The organism is Saccharothrix sp. ALI-22-I, assembly GCF_001984175.1.
GTDB lineage: Bacteria > Actinomycetota > Actinomycetes > Mycobacteriales > Pseudonocardiaceae > Actinosynnema.
Genome location: NZ_MTQP01000068.1, coordinates 588,783 through 606,078 on the forward strand (window position 1 = coordinate 588,783; position 17,296 = coordinate 606,078).

General features: G+C 70.3%; 19 protein-coding genes and 1 pseudogene. 11 read left to right on the top strand and 9 right to left on the bottom strand.

Annotation, left to right across the window (positions count from 1 at the left end):
- Window positions 1–7 precede the first annotated feature (7 nt).
- Entirely contained in the window at window positions 8–589 is a 582-nt protein-coding gene (locus ALI22I_RS39465) for a hypothetical protein (RefSeq protein WP_077010676.1), read from the bottom strand.
- A gap of 269 nt (window positions 590–858) precedes the next feature.
- On the opposite strand from ALI22I_RS39465, the gene ALI22I_RS39470 reads away from it, so the two are divergent.
- Window positions 859–2,010, top strand: coding sequence for a S8 family serine peptidase (locus tag ALI22I_RS39470; RefSeq protein WP_083752335.1), 1,152 nt, complete (start codon window positions 859–861; stop codon window positions 2,008–2,010).
- Here ALI22I_RS39470 and ALI22I_RS39475 read toward each other — a convergent pair whose 3' ends face one another.
- From ALI22I_RS39475 to ALI22I_RS49995, 4 genes and pseudogenes are all read right to left on the bottom strand, one after another.
- Complete coding sequence (locus tag ALI22I_RS39475; RefSeq protein ID WP_077010678.1) at window positions 2,011–2,970, bottom strand: ABC transporter ATP-binding protein; 960 nt, start codon at window positions 2,968–2,970, stop codon at window positions 2,011–2,013.
- Window positions 2,971–3,107: 137 nt separating this feature from the next.
- Complete coding sequence (locus tag ALI22I_RS39480) at window positions 3,108–3,869, bottom strand: hypothetical protein (RefSeq protein ID WP_077010679.1); 762 nt, start codon at window positions 3,867–3,869, stop codon at window positions 3,108–3,110.
- A gap of 6 nt (window positions 3,870–3,875) precedes the next feature.
- Window positions 3,876–4,796 carry an ABC transporter ATP-binding protein gene (locus ALI22I_RS39485; RefSeq protein ID WP_077010680.1) on the bottom strand — a complete coding sequence of 307 codons (921 nt, stop codon included), beginning with the start codon at window positions 4,794–4,796 and terminating at the stop codon, window positions 3,876–3,878.
- A gap of 214 nt (window positions 4,797–5,010) precedes the next feature.
- Window positions 5,011–5,109, bottom strand: a pseudogene (locus tag ALI22I_RS49995) (DNA-binding response regulator); the annotation flags it as partial.
- Window position 5,110: 1 nt separating this feature from the next.
- Here ALI22I_RS49995 and ALI22I_RS39490 point away from each other — a divergent pair.
- A complete protein-coding gene (locus tag ALI22I_RS39490; RefSeq protein WP_238598782.1) occupies window positions 5,111–5,377 on the top strand; it encodes a multicopper oxidase domain-containing protein in 267 nt (88 codons plus the stop codon).
- 45 nt (window positions 5,378–5,422) lie between these two features.
- Here ALI22I_RS39490 and ALI22I_RS39495 read toward each other — a convergent pair whose 3' ends face one another.
- Window positions 5,423–6,217: an HAD family hydrolase gene (locus ALI22I_RS39495; protein ID WP_077010681.1), complete on the bottom strand. Its 795-nt coding sequence runs from the start codon at window positions 6,215–6,217 to the stop codon at window positions 5,423–5,425.
- Between the two features lie 50 nt (window positions 6,218–6,267).
- Here ALI22I_RS39495 and ALI22I_RS39500 point away from each other — a divergent pair, with 50 nt between their 5' ends.
- The 3 genes from ALI22I_RS39500 to ALI22I_RS54895 all read left to right on the top strand — a co-directional run bounded on the left by ALI22I_RS39500 (window position 6,268) and on the right by ALI22I_RS54895 (window position 8,046).
- Window positions 6,268–6,837 (top strand): TetR/AcrR family transcriptional regulator, encoded by a 570-nt coding sequence (locus ALI22I_RS39500; RefSeq protein ID WP_077010682.1) that lies wholly within the window; start codon window positions 6,268–6,270, stop codon window positions 6,835–6,837.
- Window positions 6,834–7,793, top strand: coding sequence for an SDR family oxidoreductase (locus tag ALI22I_RS39505; protein ID WP_443217002.1), 960 nt, complete (start codon window positions 6,834–6,836; stop codon window positions 7,791–7,793). The genes ALI22I_RS39500 and ALI22I_RS39505 overlap by 4 nt, the downstream gene beginning before the upstream one ends.
- Window positions 7,794–7,911: 118 nt before the next feature.
- On the top strand, window positions 7,912–8,046 hold the full coding sequence (locus ALI22I_RS54895; RefSeq protein ID WP_274523047.1) for a hypothetical protein: 135 nt from the start codon (window positions 7,912–7,914) through the stop codon (window positions 8,044–8,046).
- 33 nt (window positions 8,047–8,079) lie between these two features.
- Here ALI22I_RS54895 and ALI22I_RS39510 read toward each other — a convergent pair whose 3' ends face one another.
- The 3 genes from ALI22I_RS39510 to ALI22I_RS39520 form a co-directional block, all read right to left on the bottom strand.
- Window positions 8,080–8,736 (bottom strand): response regulator, encoded by a 657-nt coding sequence (locus ALI22I_RS39510; RefSeq protein WP_077011167.1) that lies wholly within the window; start codon window positions 8,734–8,736, stop codon window positions 8,080–8,082.
- A gap of 25 nt (window positions 8,737–8,761) precedes the next feature.
- Window positions 8,762–9,946 (bottom strand): sensor histidine kinase, encoded by a 1,185-nt coding sequence (locus tag ALI22I_RS39515; protein ID WP_443217003.1) that lies wholly within the window; start codon window positions 9,944–9,946, stop codon window positions 8,762–8,764.
- Window positions 9,947–10,058: 112 nt separating this feature from the next.
- Window positions 10,059–10,535: a hypothetical protein gene (locus ALI22I_RS39520; protein ID WP_143532671.1), complete on the bottom strand. Its 477-nt coding sequence runs from the start codon at window positions 10,533–10,535 to the stop codon at window positions 10,059–10,061.
- An 86-nt stretch (window positions 10,536–10,621) separates the two neighbouring features.
- On the opposite strand from ALI22I_RS39520, the gene ALI22I_RS39525 reads away from it, so the two are divergent.
- The 6 genes from ALI22I_RS39525 (at window position 10,622) to ALI22I_RS39550 (ending at window position 17,290) form a co-directional block, all read left to right on the top strand.
- Window positions 10,622–12,151, top strand: coding sequence for a dynamin family protein (locus ALI22I_RS39525; RefSeq protein ID WP_077010684.1), 1,530 nt, complete (start codon window positions 10,622–10,624; stop codon window positions 12,149–12,151).
- Entirely contained in the window at window positions 12,148–12,552 is a 405-nt protein-coding gene (gene grpE / locus ALI22I_RS39530) for a nucleotide exchange factor GrpE (protein ID WP_077010685.1), read from the top strand. The genes ALI22I_RS39525 and grpE overlap by 4 nt, the downstream gene beginning before the upstream one ends.
- A 7-nt stretch (window positions 12,553–12,559) precedes the next feature.
- A complete protein-coding gene (locus ALI22I_RS39535) occupies window positions 12,560–14,377 on the top strand; it encodes a dynamin family protein (protein ID WP_077010686.1) in 1,818 nt (605 codons plus the stop codon).
- 265 nt (window positions 14,378–14,642) lie between these two features.
- The gene (locus ALI22I_RS39540) at window positions 14,643–15,461 is read left to right on the top strand and encodes a hypothetical protein (RefSeq protein WP_077010687.1); all 819 of its coding nucleotides are present in this window, start codon (window positions 14,643–14,645) and stop codon (window positions 15,459–15,461) included.
- Entirely contained in the window at window positions 15,458–16,348 is an 891-nt protein-coding gene (locus ALI22I_RS39545) for a copper resistance D family protein (RefSeq protein ID WP_077010688.1), read from the top strand. The genes ALI22I_RS39540 and ALI22I_RS39545 overlap by 4 nt, the downstream gene beginning before the upstream one ends.
- 24 nt (window positions 16,349–16,372) lie before the next feature.
- Window positions 16,373–17,290: a cupredoxin domain-containing protein gene (locus ALI22I_RS39550; protein ID WP_238598783.1), complete on the top strand. Its 918-nt coding sequence runs from the start codon at window positions 16,373–16,375 to the stop codon at window positions 17,288–17,290.
- The last annotated feature ends 6 nt before the right edge of the window (window positions 17,291–17,296 follow it).

The following is a 17,296-nucleotide window of genomic DNA, read 5'->3' on the forward strand; positions in this document are numbered from 1 at the left end:
TGGTGCGTTAAGCGATGTTCTCCAGGTCCTCGATCTGCTCACGCAGCTCGGCGGGGGTGAACTCGATGGCTTGGCGCTGACCGGGGCCCCGGTGCGCCGGGATCAGGTCCACGAAACCGGGGTGCCGGTCGGTGAACTGCACGGTGGTCGGCTCCGCGGGCCCGTACACGCCGCTCTCGGACGGTACGAACTCCCAGTAACCGACCTCGCCCTCGGTCGCCCACGGGACGAAGACCCAACCCGGCCGGCTGCCGAGCAACCGGGTTATCTCGTCCTCCAGGGCGAACGCCGCCGCGCGCGAGGCGATCTTGCCCCGGTCGAGGGCGCGGAGCCACCAAGGTGCTGGTGCGTCCTTGCCCACGGCGCGGAACAGGGCGAGCACTTGCTGTTCGTCGGCCTTGTGGATCCAGGCTCGACGGGTCTGTGCGGGTGAGTCGGCGACACCGACGCCTCCCGCGGCTTCGATCGCGTGCGACCATTCCAGCGCCAGCATCGGTTCGACGCGAAGGGCGTGGTCGCGTTGCCGTGCCAGGTTCTGCGACCCGGCTGCCGAGTGGTCGGCGTTCAGGTCCGGATCAAGCACCGTCACGGGTTCACCTCCGGGGGGTTCCTTGACGGGGGGTATCCGAATTCGCGTGCGGGCAGGTTCCCACCTCACGATTCGCACTTTCCATCTGACCGGGTTCAGATGCGCTTGTCATGGGGCTGTGCCGGAGTTCACGACGTCTTAACGAACGCCTTACTCCGCTTGCCCGAATCCAGAACTGTGAAACATGACCGACATGGAATATTTGTGATTCCGGACACAGGGGGAATTGCGTGAGGGGGAGAGCGGTTGTCGCCGCGATCTTGATCGCGATGTGCGCACCGGGCGTCGCCCGCGCGCAGACGATCGAGGAACGGCAGTGGCACCTGGCCGCCCTGGGTGTCCCGGCCGCGCACGGCACCACGCGCGGGGAGGGCGTGGTCGTCGCGGTGGTGGATTCGGGGGTGGACGGCACCCGTCCCGACCTCGCCGGCGCGTTGCTGCCGGGCGCCGGGTTCGGCTCGTCGAGCGGCACGGACGGCACCGAGGACAACGACGGGCACGGCACCGCGATGGCCACGTTGATCGCCGGCCGGGCCGTGGACGGCGGTGCGCTCGGCGTCGCCCCCGACGCGATGATCCTGCCGATCGCGGTCGGCTCGGACGGCGACAGGTTCACCACCACGTCCGTCGCCGAGGGCGTGACCTGGGCCGTCGACCACGGCGCGGAGGTGATCAACCTGTCGCTGACGTCGCTGGCGACGCTCACCCCGGACCTGCTGCGCGCGGTCAACTACGCGTTCGACCACGACGCCGTGGTGGTCGCCGGCACCGGCAACGACGGCGAGGAGCACGTGGGCGCGCCGGCCAACATCAAGGGCGTCATCGCGGTCTCCGGCACGATCCAGGGCAACGGCCCGTGGCTGGAGTCCAACACCGGACCGGAGACCGTGCTGGCCGCACCCGCCCAGCGGATCGTGACCGCCGTGCCGCTGAAGGTCGTGGACACCGGCTACGCCGAGGTGGACGGCACGAGCGCGGCAACGGCGCTGGTCTCCGGCGTGGCGGCGCTGGTCCGCGCTCGCTACCCGGACATGGACGCGGGCAACGTGGTGAACCGGCTCATCGCCACCGCGACCGACCTGCTGGCGCCGGGCCGGGACAACGCGACGGGGTTCGGCCAGGTCGACGCGGTCGCCGCGCTGACCGCCGACGTCCCCCCGGTGGCGTCGAACCCGCTGGCCCCGCCGCCGGACACGTCGTCCGCCGTGCCGCCGCCGTCCGCGGAGAGCCTGCCCGCGCCACCGGACGACGCGGGTAGTCGGGTCCTGCTGGTGTTCGGCGGCCTCGGCGCGGCCGGGGTCGCCGTGGTGGTGGTGAGCCTGCTGCTGGCCCGGCGGAGGCGAATCCGACGGGCGCCCGTCCCGGTCGTCACCGAAATCCCGCCGCCGTCCGACGACTTCTGGCGCAACGACCGCTTCTGATTATCCGGCCGATTCGTGTGAGCCGATCGGGCGTGCGTCAGTCGCTTGATCGGCATCGGCGGCGTGGTATTCCACGGATTCCTTCGTCAGTTGCATGAAGGCCTCCTCCAGTGAACCGAGTTGCGGGCTCAGCTCGTGCAGGGTGATGCCGTTCGCCGCGGCCAACTCGCCGATGAACGACGGCTCGACCCCGTGCACGACGAGCGCGCCGTCGGCGGCCGCGGCGTCGGCGACGCGGGCACGTCCGTCCAACAGTTCCCGCAGCCGTTCCAGCTGGGGCGAGCGGACGCGGACGGTGTCCTCGGTGGCGTCCTTGATGAACTGCTCGGTGCTGGTCTGGGAGATCAGCTTGCCGCGCCCGATGACGATCAGGTCCTGCGCGGTCTGGGCCATCTCCGACAGCAGGTGGCTGGACACGAACACGGTGCGCCCGTCGTCGGCGAGCCGGTGCATGAACTGGCGGATCCAGAGGATGCCCTCCGGGTCCAGGCCGTTGACCGGCTCGTCGAACATGAGCACCTTGGGGTCGCCCAGCAGCGCGCCCGCGATGCCGAGGCGCTGGGACATGCCGAGCGAGAAGCCGCCCGCGCGGCGCTTGGCCACCTGGGTGAGGCCGACCAGGTCCAGCACCTCGTCCACCCGCTTGTCCGGGATGTCGTTGGACCGGGCCATCCACTGCAGGTGCGCCCGCGCCGAGCGGTTGGGGTGCACCCACTTGGCGTCCAGCAGCGCGCCCACGACGTGCAGCGGCTTGTGCAGCGACCGGTAGTCCTTGCCGTCCACGGTGACCCGGCCGCGGGTGGGGTTGTCCAGGCCGAGGATCATCCGCATGGTGGTGGACTTGCCCGCGCCGTTGGGGCCGAGGAAGCCGGTGACCCGACCCGCTTCCACGCTGAACGACAGGTCGTCCACGGCCACGGTCCTGCCGTAGTGCTTGGTGAGGCCGGTCGCTTCGATCATGACTTCTCCCGTCCGATCAACCGCTTGTGGCGAAACCTAGGGCAAAAGAGCTCGGGCCACCCCCCGACAGGTGACCCGAGCTCCCCCTTTCCCGCACCCGCGCGCCGACCCCCGATGCCGGTCACGCGGGCCACCTCCTACGCGTCCCGCCGCTTCACGACCACGAGCGAGATGACGTAGATGACCAGCGCGATACCCGCGAAGTACGCGAACGAACCCCACGGGCTCAGCTCGCCGATCGCGGGCGGCCCGGCGCCCTCCGGGATGGCGCTCGGGTCCGGGTCGCCGAAGATGAACTTGCTGGCCACGGTGAACGGCATCCACTTCTGGATGTCGTCGCCGATGTTCGGGATGAACCCGACCACGCTCTCCACCACCAGCGCGAACACCAGGATGATCGACACCGCGCCCGCGGTCTGCCGCACCAGCGCGCCGACGCCCAGCGCGAGCAGCGCGCCCGCCGCGAAGACGAGGCCGACACCGGCGACGTGCCGCCAGTCGTTGGCCGTGGTCAGCGCCAGCTCGGAGTTGTCGTCCGCGAGCACCCAGCTCAGGCCCCACGAGCCGAACGCGGAGGCCAGACCGACCAGGCCGGACAGCAGCACCACGACGACCGCCTTGGCGATCATCGGCGAGATCCGGTCCGGCACCGCCTGGAACGTGGACTTGATGGTGCCGAAGCGGTACTCGGTGGTGACCGCCAGCGCGGCCATCACCATGATCACGTACAGCCCGAACGTGTGGGTGAACACGGCGCCCAGCACGGGCATCGGCGCGTTGTCCCAGTTGGCCGCGATGATCGCGGTGACACCGATGGTCAACCCGAGCGCCAGCAGCATGCACCACCACGGCGAGCGGGTGGAGAAGAGCTTGATCCGTTCAACGGCGAGCAGAGTCATCGGTGGTCACTTCCCCGTTTCGGCGAGTTCGGCGTGGTACTCCACAGAATCGCCGGTGAGCTGCATGAATGCCTGTTCGAGCGAACCGCGCTGCGGGCTCAGCTCGTGCAGCACCACGCCGCCCGCCGCCGCGATGTCCCCGATCTCGTCACTGACCGCACCCGACACGGTGAGCGACCCGTCCTCGTCCTCACGGACGGTGAAACCCTTGTCCGCGAGCATCGCGCCCAGCTTGTCCGCGTGCGGGCTGCGCACCCGGACCGTGTTCTCGGTCGAACGCTCCACGAACTCGGTGGTGCTGGACTGCGAGATGAGCTTGCCGCGCCCGATGACCACCAGGTCCTGCGCGGTCACCGCCATCTCCGACAGCAGGTGGCTGGACACCAGCACGGTGCGGCCGTCGGCGGCCAGGCCCTGCATGAACTGGCGGATCCAGAGGATGCCCTCCGGGTCCAGGCCGTTGACCGGCTCGTCGAACAGCAGCACCTTCGGGTCGCCCAGCAGGGCGCCCGCGATGCCCAGCCGCTGGGACATGCCCAGGGAGAAGCCACCGGCGCGGCGCTTGGCCACCTTGGTCAGGCCGACCAGGTCCAGCACCTCGTCCACCCGTTTGGCGGACAGGCCGTTGGACTTGGCCAGCCACAGCAGGTGCGCCTTGGCTGACCGGTTGGGGTGCACCCACTTGGCGTCCAGCAGCGCGCCGACGGTCCGCAGCGGGCGGTCGAGCTGCGCGTACGACTGGCCGTCGATCAGCACCTTGCCCGCGCTCGGCCGGTCCAGGCCGAGGATCATCCGCATGGTGGTGGACTTGCCCGCGCCGTTGGGACCGAGGAAGCCGGTGACCCGACCCGGCTCGACGGTGAAGGACAGGTCGTCGACCGCCACCGTCTTCCCGTAGCGCTTGGTGAGGCCGATAGCCTCGATCATGATTTCTCCCCTGGACGACACATCCCCCGGACTCGGGGTAAAGCTTGCCCGGTCCACGGGGTCTCGCACATCGGTCTGTAGTTGACTCGTGCGTGCGACTTCAGTCTTATCGTGTCGGCTACCTCGGTTGTAGTAATCCGTGTTCACCCTGAGTTGTCCCCTAGGCGTTCCCCGATCGTTCTCAGGGATGGGACGGGTGAGTTGGCCGGTGGGGTCAGCCGGGTTGGACCAGGCCGTGTTGGTAGGCCAGGGCGACGAGTTGGGCCCGGTCGCGTGCGCCGAGCTTGGCCAGTGCGCGGCTGATGTGGGTCTTGGTGGCGTTCACCGTGCTCGACATCGACGGCGAGACGCCGCCCGAGCACCTGCGCGGCCCGGAGGACACCGTGTTCGTGGAGGGCAAGACGAAGGTGCGGCTGGCGGTCGAGTTCGGCAGGCACGTCGACCCGACGACCCCGTACATGTACCACTGCCACGTCCTCAAGCACGAGGACAAGGGCATGATGGGCCAGTTCGTGATCGTCGCGCCGGGCACCGAGGACCAGACCCCGCGCACGCTCGCCCTCAAGGGCCACCACCACTAGCCGGTTACCGGCCCGGCCCGGCACCGGGACAGCGCGACCGAGCGACTAGGCGGCGAAGTACCGGTCCAGCACGGCCGCCGCGCCGTCGTCGAGGATCGTGCCGGTGACCGCGTCGGCGACCTCCTGAACGGAGACCGGCGCCTGGCCCATGGCGACGCCGTGCGCCGCCCACCGCAGCATCTCCACGTCGTTGGAGCCGTCGCCGATGGCCAGTGTGTCCCTTTCGGACACCCCGAGCGCGGACCGCAGGTCCTCCAGCGCCGCGCCCTTGGTCACGCCGGGAGGCGCCAGCGTCAGCCACGGCTCGTTGTGGTCGCACGACGCCGACACACCGGGCAGCTCCACGTCGAGCATCCGCAACGCCAGTTCCTCGGGCGTGCGGCCGACCCACCGCATGACCAGCCTGGACGTCGGCGTGGCCACCAGCTCGTCGAACGACACCTCGCGCACCTCGCCCCACAGGTCACCCTCCTGGAACCGGCCGAGCGACAGGTTCCCCACCCCGGTCAGCTCGACCGCGAACACCGCGTCGGGCAGCAGGGCGCGCAGCCGTTCGACCGACGGGCCGGGGTGGAACTCGACCTTGCGGATCACCTCGCGGGTGTTCGTGTCCCACCACACCGCGCCGTTGGAGCAGATCGCGGTGGTGCCGCGCAGGCCGAGGTCTTCGACGATCGGCAGGGTGCCGACCAGGCTGCGGCCGGTGGAGAGGACCACGTGCGCGCCGTGGTCGACGGCCCGGTTGATCGCCGCGCGCACGGCGGGTGCGATGTCCTCGCGGCCGACGGGGGTGATGGTGCCGTCGATGTCCAGGGCGATGAGTCGCGGTCTCCAGGTCACTGTCGTCACCCTACTGGGCAAGGGTTAATGAACCATGGTTCAATAATGGCGTGGCGCGACCGAAGACGATCACGGACGAACGACTGCTGACCGCCGCGGCGGCGGTGATCGGCCGCAAGGGGCCGGGGTTCACCGTCGCCGACGTGGCGGCGCAGGCGGGTGTCTCGGTGGGCACGGTGGCGCAGCGGTTCGGCTCGAAGAGCGGGCTGCTCCAAGCCCTGACCAGGGACACCACGACGGCGATCGCGCAACGGATGCGTGCGGCGGCGGCGGTGGCGGACCCGGTCGAAGGGCTGCGGGCGGCGCTGCTCACGTGGTTCGAGGACATGACGGATCCGGTCGAGGCGCAGAACCACCTGGCGCAGCTCGGGGTGGACCTGATCGACCCGGAACTGCGCGCGCTGCTCGCCGCGCTGTTCGCGGTGACCGAGGAGACCGTGCTGGAACTCCTCCGTCGGGTGGATCTCGCGCACGGTCCGTCACCGGAACGTGCGGCGCGGGTGCTCACCGGATTGCTCAACGGGGTGTCGATGGACTGGTCGGTCCGGCCGCGCGGCGCGTTGGCCGACCGGCTGGCGGAGGACGTGGACGCGGTGCTGGACGCGTGGAAGGGGAGATGATGTCGGTTTTGGCGGGCGAGGGCCCGGTGAACGAGGGGTCGGCGGACAAGCCGTTGGCGGGCAAGGTCGCGGCGGTCACGGGGGCGACGCGGGGAGCGGGACGGGCGATCGCGGTCGAGTTGGGCGCGGCGGGCGCGACGGTGTTCGTGGGCGGTCGGTCGACGCGTGAGCGGAAGTCGCCGATCGGTCGGGACGAGACGATCGAGGAGACGGCGGAACTCGTCACGGCGGCGGGTGGCCGGGGCATCCCGGTGCGCTGCGATTTCACCGTGCGCGAGGACGTGGACGCGTTCCGCGACCGCATCGAGTCCGAAGTGGACGGACAGCTGGACGTCCTGGTGGACGATGTGTGGGGTGGTGAGCTGGACACCGAGTTCGGTGTGTTCTGGGAGCAGGACCTGGACAAGCAGTTGCGGATGTGGCGCAACAGCGTGCAGGCGCACCTGGTCACGCTGCACCGCCTGCTGCCGCTGCTGGTGCGCAAGCCGGGCGGGTTGCTGGTCGAGGTGACCGACGGCGACAGCGACGACTTCTACAGCGAGTCGCTGGCGTACGACTCGGTGAAGGTCGCGATCCGGCGGTTCGGCACGGTGATGGCGAAGGAGCTGGAGACCTTCGGCGGGACGTCGGTCGCCGTCACGCCGGGGTTCCTGCGGTCGGAGCAGATGCTGGAGCACTTCGGTGTGACGGAGGAGAACTGGCGCGACGCGATCGCCAAGGAGCCGCACTACGCGATGGCGGAGACGCCGCACTACGTGGGGCGCGGCGTGGCGGCGTTGGCCGCCGATCCGGACCGCCACCGGTTCACCGGCAAGGCGCTCGCGTCGTGGACCCTCATGCGTGAGTACGGCTTCACCGACCTGGACGGTTCACAACCGGACTGGGGGCGTTGGTACGAGGAGGTTTTCAAGGCGGGCGTCGACCCCACGACGGTGGACGCGTCGAAGTACCGCTGACCGTGCGGTGACCCCTGTTGGCTGAACCACCAGGGATTACCGGCTCGTAGGGCTCATCAGGTCACGAAAGGAGTCACCTGATGAGCCGCAGGATGCCCGACCAGGGTCGCAAGAGGCGGTGGACCATCGCGGCGGACTCGTCGCGGTGGTCGGTGTCTCGGGCAGTTGCGCGCTGCTGAACAACGCCGCGATGGAACAGCTCCGCGAACCCGGCAAGAACCTGATCAGGCGCAACCGGGTCGAGCGGGCCTAGCCGAAAGTCCGACCCGGCCAGACGTAACCCGCGTCAGACGTCGCCGGGTCGGACGAGTCCGGTCTCGTACGCCAGCACCACGGCCTGCACCCGGTCCCGCAGCTCCAGCTTCGACAGAATCCGCCCCACGTGCGTCTTCACCGTCGCCTCCGACAGGAACAGCTTCCGCGCGATCTCGGTGTTCGACAGCCCCTTGGCGATCAGCACCAGCACCTCGCGCTCCCGCTCGGTCAACGCCTCCAGCACCGAGGCGTCCCGCAGCTCACCGCCGCCGTCACCGAGGAACCGGCTCAGCAGGCGCTTGGTCACCGAAGGCGACACCACCGCGTCACCGCTGGCCACCGCACGCAGCGCCGACACCAGGTCACCCGGCGGCGTGTCCTTCAACAGGAACCCGGAGGCGCCGTTGCGCAACGCCGACAACGCGTACTCGTCCAGGTCGAACGTGGTCATCACGAGCACCTTCGCGGTGCCCGCCTCGGCGATCCGCTTGGTCGCCTCGACGCCGTCGAGCACCGGCATCCGCACGTCCATCAGCACCACGTCGGGCCGCAGCCGGTCGGCCATCTGCACGGCGTCGAGCCCGTTGGCGGCCTCACCGACCACGTCGACGTCCTCTTGAGCGCCGAGCACCATCCGGAAGCCCATCCGCATGAGCTCCTGGTCGTCCACAAGCAGCACTCGGATCACACTGTCCCCTTCATAGACCGGCACTCTATGACGGGACCAGCGGGAGCACGGCGCGAACCCGCCACCCGCCGCCGGGGTTGGGGCCCGCCTCCAGCGTGCCGCCGAGCACGCCGGCGCGTTCGCGCATGCCGATCAGGCCGTTGCCACCGGACACCGCGACCAGGTCGTGCGGCGTGCCGAACCCGTCGTCCGCCACCTCCACCTCCACGTGATCATCCGCGTGAGTGACACGAACGATCGCCGAAGCGCCGGAGCCCGCGTGCTTCAACGTGTTCGTCAGCGCTTCCTGGACGATCCGGTACACGCCGAGCCCCAGGCCGGCGGGCAGCGAGTGGAGATCGCCCGTCGTCTCCAGCCGCACCGGCAACCCGGCCGCGCGGCAGTTCTCGGTCAGTTCGCGCAGGTCACCGGCGTCGGGCTGGGGCGCCCACTGGGTGCCGGACTGGTCCTCGGACCGCAGCACGCCGAGCAGCCGCCGCATTTCGGTCAACGCCTGCCGCCCGGTGTCGGCGATGGTCCGCACCGCGGCCTCGGCCAGGTCCGGGTTGGTCTTGATCGCGTAGCCCGCGCCGTCGGCCTGCACCACCATCACGCTCACCGCGTGCGCGACCACGTCGTGCAGTTCGCGCGCGATCCGCGACCGCTCCTCGCCCACCGCGATCCGCGCCTGCTGGTCCCGTTCGGTCTCCAGCAGCTTGAGCCGCTGCTCCAGCTCCGAGTGGTAGGCCCGGCGCGCGCCGACGAACTCGCCCATCGCCCAGCTGAACCCGAACACCACGGCGATCATGAACAGGAACAACGCGGTTTCGGCGGTTGCGCTCATGCGCCACACGGCCCACACGAACGTGCCGACGGCGAGCCACACCGCGTACAGCAGGCCCTGCCGCCTGCCGACGTACGCGACCATCGTGTACAGCGCGATCGCCATCGCGAAGTCGGCCGGCCGGATCGGCAGCCCGTCGATCAGGCCGCCGTGGGTGAACAGCTGGATCGCCCCGCCGAACAGGATCACGTAGGACGAGCCCAGCGGGTACTTCCGGCGGAACATGACCGGCACGATCATCATCACGCCGACGAACAGCAGCGTGGAGCCGGGCACCCCCACGTCGGCGGACGCCAGCGTGCCCAGGTCGAACACGAGCAGCAACCCGGCCATCAGGGAATCCCCGAAGACCGGGTGCGCTCGCATCCACAGGCTCAGTCGCCGCACGTGACCAGGTTAGATATCGGTCCGACCGCCGCGCGTCGCGCTACGGGTTGACCCCTGCCTAGTCCTCCAGGCGGATGAACCCACGTCTGTCGACAGCGCTGCCTGACTTGCCCTACCGGGTGGTCTTGACCTGCGTCGGGTCGACCTGTTCCTCCAGCCGCGGCGCGGGCGCGTCGTGCACCGGTTCGACCCTGGTCTGCGGCGGCACTGCCCGCTGCTGCTCGTACTGCCGGTGCTCCTCGGCCATCTCGTCGGCCAGCTGCTGCTGGAGCTGCCGGTCGCGGATGCGGCCCAGGATCATCATCGTCACCGCGTGCACGAGCGCCAGGACCAGCAACATCACGCCGAGCTTCACCACGACGTCCTTGACCGGGTCGCCGGTGTCGACGGTGATGATCGACACGATGGCGAGGAGCCCGAGCACCACGAGGTGGAAGAGCACCGTCGCGAGGCGGGTCATCGACTTGGCCGCCTCCGGGTCGCCGTACGCGCGGCTCATGTACCCCCTGCCGCCGCGGTAGATGAGCTGGCCGTCGATCAGCACCAACACCACGCCGAGCAGCAGGAACACCGCATATCCCTGTTCCATGGCGGACCTCCCTCGTCGATCGCGGAAATACCCGCGTCGCCGTGTTCGCAAACCGGACGGCCGGCTCTCGTGGGACGATCTCGGGCGTGACGACGCAGGCCCAGCAGCTCGCCGGTCCGCTCTCGGCGGCGGTCGCGAACCTCTGTGTCGGCTTGCAGCCGCAGGTGTCGCCGGCGACCGCGGCGGGGTTCCGCGAAGTGCTGCGGCGGCTGTCCGCGCCGTTGCAGGTGGCCGTCGCGGGGAGGATCAAGTCCGGTAAGTCGACGTTGGTCAACGCGTTGATCGGGCGTCGGGTCGCGCCGACGGACGTGGGCGAGTGCACCCGGCTGGTGACCCGCTTCCAGTACGGCACGGTGGACCGGATCGAGGTCGTGTTCACCGACGGCCGCAAGCAGGTGCTGCCGTTCGAGGCCAACGGCTCGATCCCGCCCGATCTCGGCGTGGAGATCGACCAGGTCTCGCACATCGAGGCGTACCTGACGAACGCGGTGCTGCGGGACCTCACCGTGATCGACACCCCTGGTCTGGGCTCGCTCGACGCGGCGTCGGTCGCGCGCACGGAGGCGTTGCTCGGCGCGGGGTCGGACGGCGAGCTGGATCCGGTGTCGCGCAACGCGGTGGCCGGCGCGGAGGCCGTGCTGTACGTCGTCACGCAGGGCGTGCGTGCGGACGACCAGCAGGCGTTGGCCGCGTTCACCGCCGCCACCGCGAGTCGTGAGGCCGGCCCGGTGAACGCGATCGCGGTGTTGAACAAAGCGGACACCATCGCGGCCGAGACTGTCGAGGGCTCGAACGGCGACACGTGGCAGGCCGCGGTGCTGCTCGCCGAACGCCAGGCGCTCACCCTCAAACCACGGGTCGCGGACGTGCTGCCGGTGATCGGCCTGGTCGCCGAGTCCACCGAGACCGGCGGCTTCACGTCGGCCGACGCGGACGTGCTGCGCCGGCTGGCCGAACTGGACGAGGCCACCCGCGAGACCATGCTGCTCTCGGCGGACCTGTTCGTGAGCTGGGAGTGCGAGGTCCCGGTCGGCACCCGCACCCGGCTGCTGGAGAAGCTGGACCTGTACGGCATCCGCAAAGCGCTGGAAGCCGTGGACGCGGAACCGGCCATCACCGCCGGCGCCCTGCGGCGCAAGCTGCTCGACGCCTCCGGGCTGGACGGTGTGCGCGCGAAGCTCAACGCGGTGTTCCGGTCGCGGGCCGACGGCATCAAGGCCGCCGCCGCGCTGGCCTCGGTGACGTCGCTGGCCGCCGCGTCCGGCGACGCGAACGAGCGGCAACGCGTGCACGACGCCATCGAGGTCCTGCTGGCCAAGCCCGAAGCGCACCAACTGCGGCTGCTGGAGGCCTTGACGCTGGTCGCGTCCGGCGCCGTGGCGATGCCGAACGACCTGGTGGAAGAGGTGCTGCGGTTCGGCAGCTCACCGGACCTGTCCGAGCAGCTGGGCCTGCGCGGCCGGCCGCCGCAGGAGCTGATGGCCTACGCGCTGGAACGGGCGGGCTGGTGGCGTTCCTTCGCGTCGTTCGGGGCCACGCCCGCGCAGAGCCGGGTGGCGCACGTGGTGCACCGGGCGTACTTCCTGATCTGGCAACAACTGCGGGGACGGCGATGAGCGGAACGGAACCGGGCGGCGCGGCGTCCGATCACGCTGTGGAGACACACCTGGTAGAGACGACGCTGGAGACGACGCTGGAGGCCACCATCGCCGGTGAGCTGCTGGACCAGGCGTTGGCGGAACGGCGCGCGCTCGTGCAGCTCTGCCTCTACGCGCTGGACCGGGCCCGCAGCGCCGGGGTCGTGGAACGGCTCGAAGAGGGTTTGGCGGCCATCGGCGTGACCGCGTTGCGGCCGGACGGCGAGCGGTTCGACCCGTCCCGGCACGAGGCGGGCGGCACCGTGCCGACGGCGGACGTGTCCCTGGACGGTGTGGTGGCCGAGACCGAGGTGGTCGGCTTCGCCGATCGCGGGCGGACGCTGCGCGCGCCGATCGTCACCGTCTACACGGCCCGATGAGAACGAGATGAGCACCCTCCCGCAGACGGTCCGGCAGACCAGGGAGAAGCTGACGAACCTGGTCCGCACGCTGGACCCGTCGGCGGCGTCGTTCGTGGAGACGCGCCGGGCCGGTCCCGCGTCGGTGGTGGTCGTCGGCGAGACGAACCGCGGTAAGAGTTCCCTGGTCAACGCGCTGCTGGCCACGCCGGGCCTGTCACCGGTCGACGCCGAGGTGGCGACCGCGACGTACCTGGTGTTCCGGCACGGCGAACAGTGGTCCGCGCGCGCCTGTTACGCCGGGTCGATGTCGCCGGTGCCGTTCGACCGGTCCGAGCTGGTGAACTGGGTGTCCGCGGCGCACGAGCTGCCCGAGGGCATGCTGCCGCCCCGGTACGTGGAGGTCGACGCGCCCATCCCGCTGCTGGAACGTCTGTCCGTTGTGGACACCCCAGGGGTGGGCGGGCTCGACTCGGTGCACGGAGAGCTGGCTGCGGAGGCTGCCGCGACCGCCACCGCGTTGCTGTTCGTGGTCGACGCCTCGGCCCCGTTCACGCGTGGTGAGCTGGAGTTCCTGCGCACGGTCGGCGAACGCGTCGAGACCGTGGTGTTCGCGCTGACGAAGGTGGACCAGTACCGGGGTTGGCGGCAGGTGCTGGAGGCCGACCAGGCGTTGCTGGCCGAGCACGCGCCCCGGTTCCGCGGTGCCACGTTCCACCCGGTGTCGTCGCGGATGTTCGAGCTGGCGGGCAAGGCGCCGAACCCGGACGCGGCGGCGATGCTGCGCGAGCGGTCCGGGATCGGGGCGTTGCAGGAGGCGTTGCAGGAGCTGGTGGTCGGTCGGGCGGCGATGCTCGGCGAGGCCAACGGGCTGCGCGCGCTGGCGACCGTGCTGGACGAGCTGATCGCGCGCAACGAGGCGGACAAGCGCGCGCTGTCGTCCGGTGAAGAGGAAGCCGAGACGTTGCGCGAACGGCGTGACGAGCTGAACTCCCAACGCCGTTCGTCCACGCGCAGCTGGCAGGTCCGGCTGCGGGGCGAGGTGCAGCGCGCTCGGGTGGAAGGCGCGCACGAGGTCAGCCGGCAGATGCGGGACGTGCAGACGTGGTTCCGCACGGCCATCGACTCCGCGTCACGCGAGCAGTTGGCGACGTTGCCGCATCAGGTGGACGCGGCGTTGCAGATGGTGTCCGGCCGGATCAGCGCCGGGTTGGCCGTGCGGCTGTCCCGCGTCGCCGATTCGGCCTTGGCCGACCTGTTCTCGGCCGAGGAGCTGGCCGTGATCCGGGGCCAGTTCGCGCGGGGCGTGACGCCGCCGGTCGTGCTGCGGCCACCGGAGAAGCGGGCGCCGACCGCCGAGGACAAGCTGCTGGTGTTCATGGGCGTGTCCGGCGGGTTGGGCGCGGGCCGGCTGGCGGCGTTGCCGTTGGCCGGGCTCGGGGTGGCGGCGCTGAACCCGATCGTGCTGCCGGTGACGATCGCCCTCGGTTTGGGCGCGGGCTGGTGGATGGCCCGCACGCGCAAGCACTCGGCCGACAAGCAGCACCTCAAGCAGTGGCTGTCGGACGCCATCGCGGACGCCCGGTCCACTGTGGACCAGCTGGTGGCTGAGCAGTTGATCGAGGCCGAGCAGCAGCTGTCGCTGGCGTTGGACGACGCGCTGGGCAAGCGGGTCGACGCGATCGAGGTGGAGCTGCGCGAGGTCGACAAGGCGCTGCGGATGGAAGCCGGCGAACGCACGCGGGCGTTGCAGGCGGTGACCCGTCGACTGGCCGAACTCACGGCCGGTAAGGCGCGCGTGGACGAGTTGTTGGCTCGGATCAGGGCCGTTCGCGATCGCGTTTGAGACTATTTTTTGGCGGATTAAGGGGATAACGAGCCAATTCTTCATTGGATGCGGCCTGTCACCCGTACGGCCTAATGTTGATAGGGTTTCCGCTGGTAGATCGGTCGTTGTGCGTGCAATTAACATCGATGTTTCGTACTTCTCCCTTACTCTGATCCATTGTGGTGGGTTCCACTTAACGGTCGATTGACCATTGCGAAATGCCTGTTCACGTGCGACTGATTCGCTGATTTCGGGTAATTACCGACGGCGGGGGCGAATCGAGATGACGTTGAACAGGGACCGGGTGGTGGCGGCGAGCCTCGTGGGTACGGTGGTCGTCGTCCTGGGTTTCGCCTCGGGTCTGGGCCGGGTGCCGATCGGCGCCGCGGACCAGCAGGCGATCACCCACCCGCCCCAGTCACCGGACCACGTGACGGGCACGACGCCACCGGTGCCGACCGTCTACGTTGGACAGCCCCAGTCGCAGGGGCAACCGAACCGCAACGTGGTCGGGCAGCGGCCCGTCCCGACCCACCCGAACCCGGTCCACCCGGACCCGACACACCCCGGCGGCGGTCACCCGGCCCCGAACCCCACCACCCCGCCGACCACCACGCCGCCCGCCCAACAGCCGCCGTGCGACGTGGACGCGATCGGCGGCCTGCTCGGCCGACTCGGCGCGGTGGTCGAAGGTCTGCCGCTGGTGTCCGACCTGACCGGCGCGCTGCCGCTGCTCGGCGGTGACGGGCTGGGCGCGGTGACCGGCACCCTCGGCGGACTGACCGGCGCGGTCGGTGGTCTCACCGGCAGCCTGACGGGCGCCCTCGGCCTCCTCGGGGGCGCCACGTCGACGCCGCTCACCGGCCCACTCGCCGGTGTTCTCCCCACCGGCGCGACGGGCAGCCTCCAGCCCGGAACGGCCGTGAGCGGCGTCGGCGGTCTGCCCGATCTCGCCGGAGTGGTCGGCACGGCGACGTCCACCGGCGCGCTGCCCATCGCCGGCACCAACAACGCCGAGCTCAACGGTCTGCTCGGCAACGGTTGCGGCCTCCTCGTCCAGCCCGGGGACGGTCGGATCGTCGGATTGCTGAGCACGCCATGAGCCTCGCGCTGGCCGCGGGCGAGGCCGCGAAGTCCTGGTTCACGTTGGCCCGGATCGTCGACTACACCGGCACCGTCCTGTTCTTCGGCGGCGCGGCGTTCCTGGCGTTCCTCTGGCCGTCCGGCGCGAACGAACGCCGTCCGGCCCGGCTGCTGATCGCCGGCTGGCTGCTCGGCCTGCTGGGCACCATCGCCGGCCTGTTGATGGAAGCCGCCTGGATCGGCCAGGTCGCGCCCACCGACGTGGACCTCGCCGTCGTCATCCCGATCCTCGACATCCCGTTCGGCCGGGTGTGGGTGGGCCGCGGCCTGCTGTGGCTGCTGGCCGGCGTCGTGCTCGCCGACCTGCTGCGCCGCGGCGAGCGGGCCGTCACGTCACTGCCGTGGCGGGTCGGCGCGGGCGCGGTCGCGTTCGGGGTGCTGCGGACCAGCGGCATGACCGGCCACGCGCCCGACCTCGGCTGGTGGGCGCAGGTGGCCGTGCTGGTGCACATCGCCGCGATCTGCCTGTGGGTCGGCGGTCTGGCCCTGCTGCTGTTCGGGGTCCTGCCGAAACGGGATCTGGACACGATCACCGAGGTCGTGCCGCGCTACTCGAAGCTCGCCCTCGGCTCGGTGTCCGCGCTGGTCGTCGCCGGAGGGGTGCTGGCCTGGCGGCTCAACGGCTGGCGCTTCGACACCGACTACGCCCGGATCCTGCTGATCAAGATCGGCCTGTTCGGCGTGCTGCTCGCCGCGGGCCTGTTCAGCAAGAGGTGGGTCGACCGCCGCCTCACCACCGCTACCTCCGTCGCGCCCTTCGCCCGCTCGGTCGCCCTGGAGACCGTGCTCGCGATCGTCGTCATCGGCGCGGCGGGCTTCCTCGTCACCGCCAGCCCTGGCCGGTGAAGTCCAATGAAGAAGGAGTCCACTGTGGACAGTACGGAACCCCGGCGGGGCGGCAAGTTCGCCTTCGTGCTGGCCGTCCTCGGCATGGCCGGGGCGGTGCTCAGCCTGACCATGGTCGGTTCGTCGTTGCCGACGACCGAAACCGTCGGTCAGGTCGACCTGGCCGCCCAAGCGGGCCACCAGGCAGCCGCGGCGGCCCCGCAGGCCGCGGCCGCCAAGTCGGTCAGCATCTCCGGCTACGCCTACAGCCCGGCGACGCTGACCGTCAACGTCGGTGACACCGTGACCTGGACCAACCAGGACACGGCGCCGCACAACGTGGTGGTCACCTCCGGCCCGGAGAAGTTCACCTCGCCCACCCTGCAAAAGGGCCAGTCCTACACGTTCACGTTCACCAAGGCCGGCAGCTACCAGTACTACTGCTCGGTCCACCCGGACATGAAGGCGTCGGTCACCGTCGCCGGTGGCGCCACGACCACGGCTCCGCCCACCACGACCACGGCTCCGCCCACCACGACCGCCGCGCCGACCACGACGATGCCCGGTCACCCCACCACCACCCCGCCCACGACCACGACCCCGCCCGCGGGTGAGCCGCCGGCGTCGTGCGTCCCGAAGGAAGCACTGGCACCGCTGCTCGCGCACATCAAGGCGGCTCACCTGGAGACGTCCCCCCTCCAGCAGGTGACCGACGCGCTGGCGTTCGACCAGTACATCAAGTCGCACACCGTGATGCTGGGTCAGGTGCTCGACCCGTTGCTCGGCTCCACCCTGAGTGGCGACGTGCTGTCGCCGTTCGTCGCCCACGTCAAGGCGGCTCACCTGGAGATGTCTCCCCAGGAGCAGGTGAACGAGGCGCTGGCGTTCGACCAGTACATCAAGACCCACACCGTGATGTTGGAGCAGATGCTCGACCCGGCGTTGGCGCAAGCGACCTGCTGATCACCG